The 12,753-nt window shown below is 39.6% G+C and carries 8 protein-coding genes and 1 pseudogene; 4 read left to right on the top strand and 5 right to left on the bottom strand.

Annotated elements, in window-relative coordinates; translation table 11 throughout:
- Positions 1-278: 278 nt before the first annotated feature.
- The 3 genes from ACFILD_RS08485 to ACFILD_RS08475 form a co-directional block, all read right to left on the bottom strand.
- Positions 279-2,141 (bottom strand): ABC-F family ATP-binding cassette domain-containing protein, encoded by a 1,863-nt coding sequence (locus ACFILD_RS08485; RefSeq protein ID WP_375665085.1) that lies wholly within the window; start codon positions 2,139-2,141, stop codon positions 279-281.
- Positions 2,141-2,527: a hypothetical protein gene (locus ACFILD_RS08480; protein ID WP_273790493.1), complete on the bottom strand. Its 387-nt coding sequence runs from the start codon at positions 2,525-2,527 to the stop codon at positions 2,141-2,143. The genes ACFILD_RS08485 and ACFILD_RS08480 overlap by 1 nt, the downstream gene beginning before the upstream one ends.
- A gap of 100 nt (positions 2,528-2,627) precedes the next feature.
- Positions 2,628-3,263, bottom strand: a complete 636-nt coding sequence (locus ACFILD_RS08475; RefSeq protein ID WP_273790494.1) for a thiamine diphosphokinase — start codon at positions 3,261-3,263, stop codon at positions 2,628-2,630.
- Between the two features lie 147 nt (positions 3,264-3,410).
- Between ACFILD_RS08475 and ACFILD_RS08470 the strand changes: the two genes are divergently transcribed.
- Positions 3,411-4,988: a M48 family metalloprotease gene (locus tag ACFILD_RS08470; protein ID WP_375654374.1), complete on the top strand. Its 1,578-nt coding sequence runs from the start codon at positions 3,411-3,413 to the stop codon at positions 4,986-4,988.
- Positions 4,989-5,297: 309 nt separating this feature from the next.
- On the opposite strand, the gene ACFILD_RS08465 is transcribed toward ACFILD_RS08470, so the two are convergent.
- The gene (locus tag ACFILD_RS08465) at positions 5,298-6,209 is read right to left on the bottom strand and encodes an RNA polymerase factor sigma-32 (RefSeq protein ID WP_015856975.1); all 912 of its coding nucleotides are present in this window, start codon (positions 6,207-6,209) and stop codon (positions 5,298-5,300) included.
- A 577-nt stretch (positions 6,210-6,786) separates the two neighbouring features.
- On the opposite strand from ACFILD_RS08465, the gene ACFILD_RS08460 reads away from it, so the two are divergent.
- The 3 genes from ACFILD_RS08460 to ACFILD_RS08450 all read left to right on the top strand — a co-directional run bounded on the left by ACFILD_RS08460 (position 6,787) and on the right by ACFILD_RS08450 (position 9,619).
- On the top strand, positions 6,787-8,367 hold the full coding sequence (locus ACFILD_RS08460; protein WP_375665075.1) for a hypothetical protein: 1,581 nt from the start codon (positions 6,787-6,789) through the stop codon (positions 8,365-8,367).
- A gap of 21 nt (positions 8,368-8,388) precedes the next feature.
- Positions 8,389-8,730 carry a ferredoxin FdxA gene (gene fdxA, locus ACFILD_RS08455; RefSeq protein WP_273790498.1) on the top strand — a complete coding sequence of 114 codons (342 nt, stop codon included), beginning with the start codon at positions 8,389-8,391 and terminating at the stop codon, positions 8,728-8,730.
- A gap of 304 nt (positions 8,731-9,034) precedes the next feature.
- The gene (locus ACFILD_RS08450) at positions 9,035-9,619 is read left to right on the top strand and encodes a CarD family transcriptional regulator (RefSeq protein WP_273790499.1); all 585 of its coding nucleotides are present in this window, start codon (positions 9,035-9,037) and stop codon (positions 9,617-9,619) included.
- Positions 9,620-10,520: 901 nt separating this feature from the next.
- Here ACFILD_RS08450 and ACFILD_RS08445 read toward each other — a convergent pair.
- Positions 10,521-11,242: pseudogene (locus ACFILD_RS08445) on the bottom strand (tyrosine-type recombinase/integrase); the annotation flags it as partial.
- Between the last annotated feature and the right edge of the window lie 1,511 nt (positions 11,243-12,753).

Raw genomic sequence — 12,753 nt, 5'->3', positions numbered from 1 at the left:
CGAAATTTTGAAAAAACTCACGGCAAAGATAGTTTTGTTTCTTTGCCTTGTAAGCTCAGAGCATGCTTGTTTTGCGCTACCATATCACTGCCCCCGTATACAAATCCCAATGACCATCGCCTTGAGGTGCTATATGTTACAGTGCAATCTAAAAAGTCTCTGCCATAACTCGTCAACAACACTGTTCGCGCAAAATCAGCCATAAGATCTTGTAACAAATCAAAGAAAAGCGATGATGCAATACGAATTAAAATGCTTAGATATTAATATCTAAAACATTACCGTGAACACGCTTCCATTTCTTCGCGTAAAATTTCAAGCTCTAACCATTCTTCTTCTTTTTGTGTGCAAGTATTTTTCTTTTTTTCCAACGTTGTTGATAAACGCTCAAAACGCTCTTTATCACTGCGATAGAGAGCTGGATCAGAGAGTTCTTGCTCAATTTTTTTGATTTCGTCCTGCAAAACAGCAATTTCTTCAGGCAATTTTTCCAATGCATAAACCTGCTTATAAGACAATTTACTTCGTGTTTTTTTCTCCCGCCCTATCAAGCCATGATCTGTTGATGTGTCCTGCTTTGAAAGCTCTCCCGCATGAGATTTTGAAGGTGCTTTACGCTGCGATAATTCTGTTTTTTTGCGTTGTAAACGAAGAGCATGCTGGTTTTGCGCCATCATATCACTGTAGCCGCCCGCATACAAAACCCAATGACCATCACCTTGAGGTGCCAACATATGCGTTACAGTACGATCTAAAAAGTCTCTGTCATGGCTGACCAACAATACTGTTCCCGCAAAATCAGCAATAAATTCTTGCAACAAATCCAAAGTTTCCATATCCAAATCATTGGTCGGTTCATCAAGAATCAAAAAGTTTGCAGGACGAGAAAGAAGTCGTGCAAGCATGAGGCGTGCTCTTTCTCCCCCGGAAAATTCTTTAAGGGGAGTGCGTGCTTGTTCCGGTGAAAATAAAAAGTCTTTCATATAAGAAACCACATGCCGCTCCAGCCCATTGATCACAAGAGTATCACCTCTTCCTCCCGTTAAATAATGCGCTAAAGTTTCTTCTTCATTTAAAATACGTTGTTGATCAAGCAATGCCATAGAGAGGTTATAGCCATGCCTCACCGTTCCACTATCCACGGCTTCTTGCCCAATTAATGCAGAAAGGAGCGTTGTCTTTCCGATTCCATTGGGTCCCACCAACCCGATTCGATCACCCCGCTGAATGCGCAAAGAGAAATCTTTCACAATAATGCGATCACCATAGGATTTTGAAATTTTCTTTGCTTCAAGCACCAATTGCCCAGAATCATGACTTTTTGCTGCTGTCAAAAGTGCATTTCCTGGCTGCCCTTTATAGGTTTGATGACGCTGTCTTAAGTCTTTTAATTCGCCTAAGCGCCGTACATTACGCTTACGCCGTGCGCTCACGCCATAACGCAACCATTGCTCTTCACGAGCAATTTGGCGCCCCAATTTATGCTGTTCGATGGCTTCTTCTTCCAGTGCTTTATCACGCCAATTTTCAAACTCAGAAAAACGCTTTTCCAGTCTTTTGGTTGTGCCACGATCAAGCCATACCGTTGACCGCGTAACATTTTCTAAAAATCGCCGATCATGGGAAATCACCACAATCGCTGAACGCAAAGAAGCCAAAACAGCTTCCAGCCATTCAATGGTTGGTAAATCAAGATGATTGGTTGGTTCATCTAAGAACAAAATATCGGGTTTTGCAGCAATGGCCCGTAACAGTGAAACACGCCGCTTTTCGCCTCCCGAAAGCGTTTCCAATTTTTCCGCCCCAGAAAACCCTAAATTTGTGCGAAGCGTATTGATCCACTGGACATCATATGTATCGTCCAGCCCCGCTTCCATATAAGCATTAATATCTTCAAATCCTGAACAATCCGGATTTTGTGAGACATAACGGAGCGTTACTCGCGGGTGGCGAAAAATTTCGCCACCATGAGGTTCTAATATTCCTGCGGCAATTTTTAATAGGGTCGATTTTCCACAACCATTACGGCCGACCAGCGCAATACGCGCCCCCTGCTCAACCGATAAACAAGCTTGATTGAGCAAAGGCGTTTTTCCAAAATTTAAGAAAATGCGGTCAAGCCGCAGAAGCGGCACCGCCATTAACGAACGCGGCGCGGACAAGGTGCTTTATACATCACCCCTCTTGCATCACGGTAAGCACATAATTGTCGTACAGGAACTCTCTGTCCACAAGGTGCTTGGTAAACATGCCCTCTACGACCACGATACGTGCACAATTGTGATACCTGTCTTTGTTGTTTTCTTTGATTTGCAGCTGCACCTGTTACTGTTCCAGCCAAAGCACCAAATGCTGCACCGGTCAGTGCTGCTCCAGGCGTACTTCCAGCAATAGCAGTTCCAGCCAAAGCACCGATTGCTGCTCCTCCTACGCCGTAACGTGCAACGCGTTCATCGTTTGTAGTACAAGCGACTGAACTGAAACCAATGGCTGAAACAACGGCCACTTTAAAAATTGATTTTAACATATCAAAACCTTTCCTTCTCAAGATCAATACATATATCGTTTATGTCGGCACTTCATCACTAGGCCCCCCCCTGCCTTATTCAAAATATATTGGAAGAGCTTTATGGAATAGGTACAGACACTAACAATATAGCTTTTCCAGAACCTAAATGGCAAGAAAAGGTTCCACAAATACGGTTAGAAAGTGTTAAAGAAGAGCCAAATGACACATTTTTGTCACAAATTGGCCATTTTACCCCTTTAAGAGTTAAACCTTTTAAATCAGAAAAACCGATAATACTAAACAAACATCCCTTAGGCAAATCATACGAACAAGGTTTTGACAAAACCGGCCAACCTTCTTCCAAACCGCTTGTCAACAACACTGAAATACCCCTTTCAGCCATCATCAACGCTTGCGTTATATGAGAAAGGCTGTGATCACTTCGCTCCCCTCCCAAAGCACCGCACAAAATAAGCTTTTTAGCGCCATTTTGCAGCGCTCTTTCACATGCCAGAGCACTATCTGTCATATCTTTATCAGAGGGAAAAACTTCACGCGGAACATGACTATATTGACGTATTAAATTCTCATCTGATGAATCAAAATCCCCTAACCACAACTCAGGCGTCGCATTAAGCGCTGCCGCATGACGCATACCACCATCAGCAGCAATTACCCGACTGTTTTGAATTTGATTAAGCAAACGATCAGTGATATGAACATCCCCATTTAATAATATCGTAAATGTTGTCATGCCATACTTTGCCTTTCACAAAATTTTCTTTACAGTGCATCTTTTTATAAGTGAGAGTCATTTTTTATAAACAAAAAGCATGATATAGCCAAACGAATCCTTATCTCTAATGCCTTTCTTAAAGAAACATACGATACAAAGATACAAATGCAATTTGCCAAATTACTCCGCAGAAATAATGTGCACCATGGTCCAACGCACCCCATTTTTCACCGCAATTTTCTTTTTCGCTCGTGCCTGTATAAAGCCACTCTCATAAGTTTAACGTTTCTCCTTTCGGCTTGTCATACACCACTTTCTCAAAATGATAGGCTTTCTTCCACTTCTTCTAAAACGATCAAACGTACCAACAACCACAATATCTATGTCACATTAAGCGCTCTGCAACACCCACGTATTCTGCAAATGTATGGTGGCGCTTATCATGATGCAAAACTTGAACACCTTTTAGCAAAGATTGTCCGTAAACTGGCAGTTGCATCACATAGTTCTCATCAAAGCTATTCTGTAACAATTTTAAACTCAGAAACTGTCAATGCCTTTGCGCTCCCCAATGGCTCGATCTACATCACTCGTGGTATGCTGGCATTAGCCAATGATTCTTCAGAAGTTGCAGCCATTTTAGCCCATGAGATAGCACATATCAGAGCTAATCATGGCATTTTACGCCTGCAAAAAGAAGCCCAATTAAAGATGACCAATCACATGTCTTCACGTCTTCTTTCTTCTATTGGCAAAAAACTTCATAACCCTATGCAAAACAAGCAACAACTCGCGCAATTTTCCCGCAATCAAGAGCTGGAAGCTGATTCCCTTGCACTCGAAATGCTCCAACAATCAGGATATGATCCATTTGCTTCACCGCGCTTTCTTCAAACAATGGAAGCCTATAGTGCTTTTCGTAATATCTCCGGCACCCAAAATGCCTCTCTAGATTTTCTAGCTTCTCACCCAACCACCCCTCAACGCATTCGGCTTGCGATAGAAAAAGCGCGTAAAATCAGTAAAGGGAATAGTACAATATCCGATCATGATTCTTTTCTCAAAAGCATTGATGGCATGATTTTTGGAGGAGGCTTTTATACAGGTTTTGTACGAGGCAACCAATTTATTCACCCACAATTGCGCATAGCTTTTTCTGTTCCAAATAATTTTACAATAGAACATTCAGCACACACTGTTTGGGCCAGTGGACCAGATAAAATTGCGATTCGTTTTGACGCTATTCCACATCCTGCTGAAATATCTGCGAGTGATTATTTGAAAAGCGGCTGGATTCTCGGGCTAGACCAATCATCTATCCGCCCCATCACAATTCAAGGGCTCCCCAATCAAGAATTTACGCGTCAAGGATTCCAAAGCCAAAGTTTACTTGGAGCACAGGCCTATGCTACCAATGATCAATGGCAATTTGATGTGGTTGCCATTCCATTCAACAACCACATCTTTCGTTTTTTGACGGCCGCTCCACATAATTCTCGAAATTTTGCAGAGGTTGCCCAAAAAACGCTACAAAGCTTTCATTCTCTTTCATCTTCACAGTTAAAAAAATTGCAGCCCTTAAAAATCCGTGTTGTTCGTGTTAAACAAGGAGAAACCGTTGCAAATCTTGCAGATAAAATGCAATACACACCATATAAAGAAAAACTCTTTCGCATCCTCAACGCCCTCTCACCAACGCAAACTTTACCCGCAGGTACCAAAGTGAAAATTATTACAGAATAAGCCTTTTTTCTCATCTGCTACAGTTTTAATTCTTTTCTATCTGTATCACGCCCTCTCCCTTAAAGCATATTCGAAAATAAGGAGGAACACTTTAAAATCCAATTTCATCATGCCTCTATAGGCCTCCGTGTGATACACATTTTCTCCAACTAACTCTGCCCCCTGTCTTCCTCTGTTTATCAGTAGCGCCCCCAAGGAGGCATATTCCTAAACAAATATGCCCCCCCCTAAAACTGACTTCATCATATTCTCATATGCCCCCACTTAATATATTCTCTTTCCTCCTCCCCCCCCAAAGCATTTCACTGCTTATATATCGTAAGCGTCTTCTGAATGAACCGTAAGGAGAGCAGAACGCAATTTTTGCAAAGCCCTAGCTTCAATTTGACGCACGCGCTCTTTCGAGATTCCTAACTTTTCACCCAAAACTTCGAGAGTCGCCCCCTCTTCATTTAAGCGACGAAAGCGAATAATTTCCAACTCCCGTTCGTTGAGAATTTGCAACGCATCGTAAAGCCACTGTGTACGCCGTTGACCATCGATGACTTGCTCAATTAAAGCATCAGGAAGAGGACTATCATCTACCAAAACATCCATCTTAGCAATGGGATTATCACTATTCTCAGAAACAGAAACACTCAAGGAATTATCAGAACTGGAAAAACGAAAATCCATCGTTTCAACATCGCGCACGGAAACGCCAAGCTTTTCAGCGATTGTGCGAAAAATATCCTGTTTTGACAAAGCACTATCATCTTGTATCAGTTTTGCACGCAAACGCCGAAGATTAAAGAAAAGTGCTTTTTGCGAAGAACTTGTTCCCCCTCGAACGATTGACCAGTTTCGCAAAATATAATCTTGAATAGAAGCGCGTATCCACCACGTTGCATACGTTGAAAAACGCACTTCCCGATCAGGTTCAAAACGTGCAGCTGCTTCCAATAGTCCCACATACCCTTCTTGGACCAAATCTCCCAATGGCATTTTGAAACGTTTAAAGCGATTAGCAATAGCAATCACTAAACGCATATGAGCCGCTGCAATTTGATGCATGGCATCATCATCACGTTTGTCTTTCCACCGCAGAGCCAAATCATGCTCTTTTTGTCGTTCAAGATAAGGTGCTTGCATAGCAGAACGCATCATATTACGTCCTAAGCTTTTGTCTGCATCGCTATAATTTTTGCTGCTTTTATAAACAGCATTTGAAAGATTACCCATAATAACCCCTTGCGATTAAAATTATCAAAATTGATTTGGCAACGACATCATTGTTCTTTGCTTAAAAAGAACGCAAAAGTTGTTAACTTCTGTACCCACTACTTTAACGTGTAATTTTATAATCGCAATTGTTTTTTTTACTGTCATGGTAAAACTTCTTGTCATAAGACACAATTTCACCTGCAAAATGCCTTTACAACATGCCTTTTAGCCTATGAAATATTTGAAAAAACTTTCTCTCCACTTTTCATGACAAAACAGCAAAAAAAATAAAGTGATCACGCAAAACAAATGCTGTTTTTTGATAACCAATTCCGTTTCCTTTTAAATTGAAGAATTTATTCATGCTTTCAGCTTTACAATACAACTAATAAGTGTAATTTGCAAATATAAAGCATCTAAACTGAATGAAAACTGAATAAAAAAAGAATCATTCAAGTTTTAAAGGCGCAAAGAAACAGCAAAAAATGACAAGAGTGATTGAAGCAAACGCAACAAACGTGTTAAAGAAAGAGCACCATTATGAAATTGTCGCAAAAAGCTTTTGACCAGTGTCGCACTGAGAAAGAAAATGATCATGGATAGCAAGATTGTTCAACAGAATGAGATTCTTCAAGATGATATTCTCATTGAAAAACACGGAAGGGGTAAATTTGAAGGTTTTCGTTTTTATGCCAACAAAAACAGTACCGATCAAATAGCTGAGAAGCAAATTTCAACAGAGAATGAGAATTTGATTCTTGCTTTTTCCAAACGCGCGACACGTTTTTGTGCTTGTGCAAATGGAGATTTTACCCTCAGTTCTGATGGAATTGTGCGCTGGATTGGTCAACCCGTAGGACAACTTGTAGCAACAGAAGATTTTTTCAAACCAAAACTGATTGTTTTAGCAGATGAACAACTCACGGGAGAATCCCGCAATAACGTTGTGAAGCGATTAGAACGCTTTGTCACCTTTCATTTTGAAACGACTTTAAAACCCCTGTTTGATTTGCGCAATGCTGATAATTTAACGGATTCAACAAACAGTCTTGCTTTACAACTTTTTAACTCTTTAGGGATTTTACCACGCCGCGAAGTTTTAGACATTGTCAAAAAACTTGCGCAAGAATCACGTGCCGTGCTTCGGCGTCTAGGCGTGCGTTTTGGCGCTTTTCACATCTATGTTGCCGGAATGCTTAAACCTGCTCCGGTTCAAGCCATTACTCTCCTGTGGAATCTTCAAAATGCGGGACAAGATCAAACTGGTTTGGGTGAAATTTTTTCAGCATTATCTGCTGGTCGAACCTCTTTGATTGTTGACCCTACCTATAACCGCCAATTTTATCAATTAGCCGGCTACCGAATCTTAGGACAACGTGCTGTACGGATTGATATTTTAGAACGTCTTGCCAATCTCATCCGCCCCGCACTTCATTGGAAACAAGGAAGTGATCCCAGACCCGATGGAGCCTATGATGGCAAAAGTTTTTTTGTTACACCAGCCATGATGTCCATTCTTGGGGCCAATGGAAATGATATGGAAGAAATCCTCAAAGGACTTGGTTATCAATCGTACAGCATAAGCAATACTGTTTTTGAACAAAATCTCTTTGCACACCAAGCCTCTTCCCCTGTCAATAGGACAATACAAGATGTTCCTGCAGCAGAATGCGTTGGAAGTCAATGGCAAACAATAAGCGATTTAGAAACAACACGAGAAGAAAAAAATACCTCATACCCAAACACTTTATCCTCTGGTATTGAAAAACATCTCCATAAAACCAATCGTTTACCAGCAGCTGAACCTGTTGGGAATTTTGCCAAATCCCCTCGCTCTACAGAAGAAGGTAAAGTTATTTTATTATGGCATTATAAGCATCAATTTCACCACCACGCACAAAAAAAACATGATAAATTAGGAAATAAGTGGCAAAATAAATCGAAGAACGCTGTAAAAAAAGCGGAACACACAAATGAAAATTCCCCTCAAGAAGCACTATCACAAGCAAAACGCTCTCATAAGTTCCACAAATCCCAAGGAAAACATGCAAATCATAAGCCTTTTCACAAAGAAAAGCGCCTTAATCCTGATTCACCTTTTGCGAAACTAGCTGTACTACGCGATCAACTCACCAATCATAAAAACACGCACCCACTTTCCTCTAAAGAGAATTAAAGTAACAAATGGAGTTTGATCTTGACCCACGTAGTAACCGACAACTGCATTCACTGCAAATATACGGATTGCGTTGAAGTCTGCCCTGTTGATTGTTTTTATGAAGGGGAAAATATGCTTGTTATTCACCCCGATGAATGCATCGATTGTGGTGTTTGTGTGCCAGAATGCCCAGCAGAAGCGATTTTACCTGATACAGAACCAGGATTAGAAAAGTGGTTAGAACTTAATCTTCATTATGCAAACAAATGGCCTAATCTAACCACCCGAAAAGATCCCCTTTCTCAAGCAAAAGAAATGGATGGCGTTCCAAATAAATTAGAAAAGTATTTTTCAGAAAATCCAGGAAGTGGCGAAGAGTAATGATACAGTGTACACCCTCCTCCTTCAACGACTGAAAGACTTCTCTTGTAAAAATAAAAAAATCCTTAAGCGAAATGATTGATTCTTTTAAAGTTTGATGTTAGTGTTATTTTAACATGATCATCTTTCTAAGTATTTTTCTTTGCTTTTTACAGTAAAGCAATGTATTTTTTTTGGATTTAAAAGTACTCGGCTTTTATGCTCACTTAATTGGTACAATATACTTGGTTAAAGAAAACTCAACCCTCAGGTTTATAACCTGTTTTCCGATACATTTGTTGATCATAAGGGAGTAAACTAAAATATGGCATCCCAACATGGAACGTCTTCCAAGACCAAAGAATTTGCAACCTCTGAATATATCGTCTACCCTACACATGGAGTAGGACAAATTATAGCGATTGAAGATCAAGAAGTTGCAGGACATAAATTGAAACTTTTTGTCATTCATTTCGCGAAAGATAAGATGGATGTCAAAGTCCCCATTGCAAAAGCCCTTTCCGTTGGAATGCGTAAATTATCTGCTAGTGACTCTGTCGAACGTGCCTTAAAAGTTTTACGTGGAAAAGCACGTGTTAAACGGACCATGTGGTCACGTCGTGCACAAGAATATGATGCCAAAATCAACTCAGGAGATCTTATTTGTATCGCCGAAGTGGTCCGTGATCTTTTCCGCTCTAATCTACAACCTGAACAATCTTACTCTGAGCGCCAACTTTATACAGCTGCTCTTGAAAGAATGGCCCGCGAAATTGCGGTTATTAATAGTCTTTCTGAAACAGAAGCTATCAATCTCATAGAGATGCATCTCTCCAACAAGCCGGAACGCGAGTTTAAAACTGAGAGAGAAGAAACAGATGAAAACAGTAAAGCTGTCTACGCTGCGTAATACACTCTTTCATCATAATGATGATATCTCGATAAAACCAGCGAAAGCTGGTTTTATTTTTTAACATCCTCTCTGCCCTTAAGGACAAAGTTTCTTAACCAGCGCCAATCTATAAACAATCTAACTTTTCGACAAATTCCTCCTTATTTTCTTTCTTCATAGATAACAAACTGATTAATCATCATAATCTAGCATTATTCATATTAAATTAGAATCTTGAATATGGTAAGATTACTCATTTCAAATTGCTCTCATGTTGAATTAATCAAATCACTTGCTTGTCAATCACAAGCGAGGCTGATCTGTGGGTAAAAACTGTACAAAAAGAGCAAGACACTGTCTCAAGCACCAAAGGATATACCGACATTGGAATCTGGCAAGATGTGTAAGGCAGCAGGCTTGCTTTTTCATGAAGCGTAAAGATCATAGTGCCGTTTATACACTACACCGAGACTTTACCATTTACCCTTCTATAAAACCATTATAACATTCAAAAACGCCGTCATAAAATGGATGCCACAAATATTGAAAAATATTCCTTTTAAAAAACGCGTGACGGTACAACATAAGCATATTTTGTCGTGGGCGCTCTATTTTGTATGAGAAGCATTCCTCCTCATTAAAGAACGCGATAAAAAAAACATGAACTAAAACCATCATCTCCATTCTGTAAAAGGCATGCCAAATACTTTTGAAAGCAGTAACGCTCACTTAAAAAATAACAATAAAAATGAACGTTGGCATTGCCCTTTCAATTTCATATTTTTCCCAAATGAGGTTTCTCATTTCAGAGATTACGAGATATACGCAATATTCTTACTCCAATCGGACACATAAAATCTAGAATGATTCATAGAACTCTTAAAAGTCTCAATCTCTGTTTCAAACAAACCGCTAAAGATTGGATATTCTCAGCAGGAATTGTCCATATATCATCTTCAATCTGATCTTCACGAATATGACGCAAAGGATTAGTATGAACGCCTGTCAGGATAAGTAAACGCAAAGCCAGTTGTGTTATGTTTTGTGTTTTACAGAGTAACTGATAAAAAACCGGCACATCTCTCCAATCCATAGCTGGTCTATTTTACGTTTTATGACGTTGTTTCCCTAAGAGCGCGCATGCTTTTATCGTTGCTTGTAAATCAACATCAAAACCCAAGGCAACCGTATGTTTAAGACAAAGATTAAGACGCTTCAGTACTGTCTGAGCTGTTCCAGCTTTTGCATGCCAAATGGGAGAAAGCGTATTGCGTATCTCAGTTTGCGTAATCTCTGAAACGGGCAGACAACCTAATTTGGGGAGAATATAAAGGCGTCAGTGTAAAAACCAATCACAAGCCTCACCATCATTTTTTAATTCAGCTTTACGGCTTTCAAAAGCATCTAAAGCAATATTTTTTAAATAATGGAGATTGCGCATTGCCTCACGCTTTTGTTTCTCACGTTCTTTAATGGGATCACGCCCCTCACGTAAAACAGCCCGCCACCCAGTTGCCAATTCACGGGCTTGTTTTAAAGAAACATCTCTCAAGGCACCCAAGCCCATTTCGCAGCCCCCGGAAAGGTATAACGGTAAATCCATTGACACCACCCCCATCTCTTACGTTTGTGAAGAAGCAAGCCGGCACCATCGTTATATTTGTCAGCTCGTGGGTGTTGCGCTACAGCCCTTGGCTCTTAAGACAATTCATAAGAGTCCTTTCTTATACAAATTTTATCCACACACTCATCCCGCTTGTGACGTGCAAGCAAGTGGTTTTGATTGATTCTAGATAGAGAGATTTGAAATGAGTGAATCTTACGTTATTCGGGGTTCTAATTCAATATGAAAACAGTGAATTATATATATAAATCAATGTGTTGTCTAGTAATGAACAGATAACAAAAAAATCATAAACTTAGGTAAGCACCACCATAAAATCACTCATAAACCAGCTATGAACTGGAGAGTCGTACCGGCTTTGATAAAATACTTTGCTCATCCCCATACACAACACATTTGGTTTTAAGTTTACTTATTTTTACAAGCTGTTCGCAACAAATCCCTTATATTCACAAAAATAAGAAAAATATATGGACAATTCTTAGTTCAAAAATATGAAAAGACAGCGTGATATTCATAGAAAAGTCTCATGTACCTTTATCAATCAAAAGCACTAAAGATCATTGAATGTGTACACCTTCTGTCTTGTAACGGTTGTCTCTTTTCTGCTCATAAGAAAGCACGCTGGCATCAGCATACACTTAATCCCAATGTTACAACAATTCTTACATTTGAAAGTATTCATTATAGACATTTTTTCCTTTTTTATAGAGTTTTTACTCACATACCATCCCCACTTGTGACCGAAAAGCAAGTGATTGTCATTGATTCAACATGAGAGAAATTTGAAATGAGAAAATCCTACGATAGACCTTCCATTCAAGGCGCAAAACAACAAATGATCTTTATAAATCAATGTGATGTCGATCTCTATTTTTTTAAGGAGAATCACATGTCACAATATAAGCCTATAGACAACCATTGCCTTAAATATTCTCATAAAAAACACCGATATGCTTAAAGCCTTACATAGATCAACTGCCTTAAACGATGATATTTTACGGTCTAATAGGATTCTCTCTATAATCAATAAAGATTAAGTGCGATACAAAATGATTCTATTACTGAGCTAACTTATATCAATACCCAAGCTCTTAACGAAGTCATCATAAAAGACACTGATACAAGTAGCCCTTTATAGCCTCTCAAGAAAACAAGAAAATCATCTCCCACAATAGAATCATTTCTCTACGGCAAAACTTTATCCCACATATGTTCCCAAGAAAAAGCGAAAAACGCATCTTACCCAATGCATTCACTAATGAATCAAGAGAAACTTACCACTGAAAGAGATAAAACGCTAAAGTTTTAACCACTAAAACAGAACGTCCACGATACATTCCCTGTTCCACATCGATAGAAGACGATGCAAGAGAACCTCAACATTCATCTTAAAGCGAAAATGCACGCCCCAAGCATGCATTGATCGATGAAATAAAAGAAGTTCACCACTGAAAGAGATAAAACGCTAAAGTTTTAACCACTAAAACAGAACGTCCACGATACATCCCCTGTTCCACATCGATAG

This window comes from Bartonella sp. CL162QHHD (genome assembly GCF_042195435.1).
GTDB lineage: Bacteria > Pseudomonadota > Alphaproteobacteria > Rhizobiales > Rhizobiaceae > Bartonella.
Note: the sequence above shows the minus strand (reverse complement) of the source record. Positions and strands in the feature narration are given on the sequence as shown.

Bases quoted from the DNA above. Each gene is read 5' to 3' on its own strand.
- ACFILD_RS08470 (WP_375654374.1), top strand. From the start codon at position 3,411: ATGCAATTTGCCAAATTACTCCGCAGAAATAATGTGCACCATGGTCCA.
- ACFILD_RS08485 (WP_375665085.1), bottom strand. From the start codon at position 2,141: ATGGCGGTGCCGCTTCTGCGGCTTGACCGCATTTTCTTAAATTTTGGA.
- ACFILD_RS08450 (WP_273790499.1), top strand. From the start codon at position 9,035: ATGGCATCCCAACATGGAACGTCTTCCAAGACCAAAGAATTTGCAACC.
- ACFILD_RS08460 (WP_375665075.1), top strand. From the start codon at position 6,787: ATGGATAGCAAGATTGTTCAACAGAATGAGATTCTTCAAGATGATATT.
- ACFILD_RS08465 (WP_015856975.1), bottom strand. From the start codon at position 6,209: ATGGGTAATCTTTCAAATGCTGTTTATAAAAGCAGCAAAAATTATAGC.
- ACFILD_RS08480 (WP_273790493.1), bottom strand. From the start codon at position 2,527: ATGTTAAAATCAATTTTTAAAGTGGCCGTTGTTTCAGCCATTGGTTTC.
- ACFILD_RS08475 (WP_273790494.1), bottom strand. From the start codon at position 3,263: ATGACAACATTTACGATATTATTAAATGGGGATGTTCATATCACTGAT.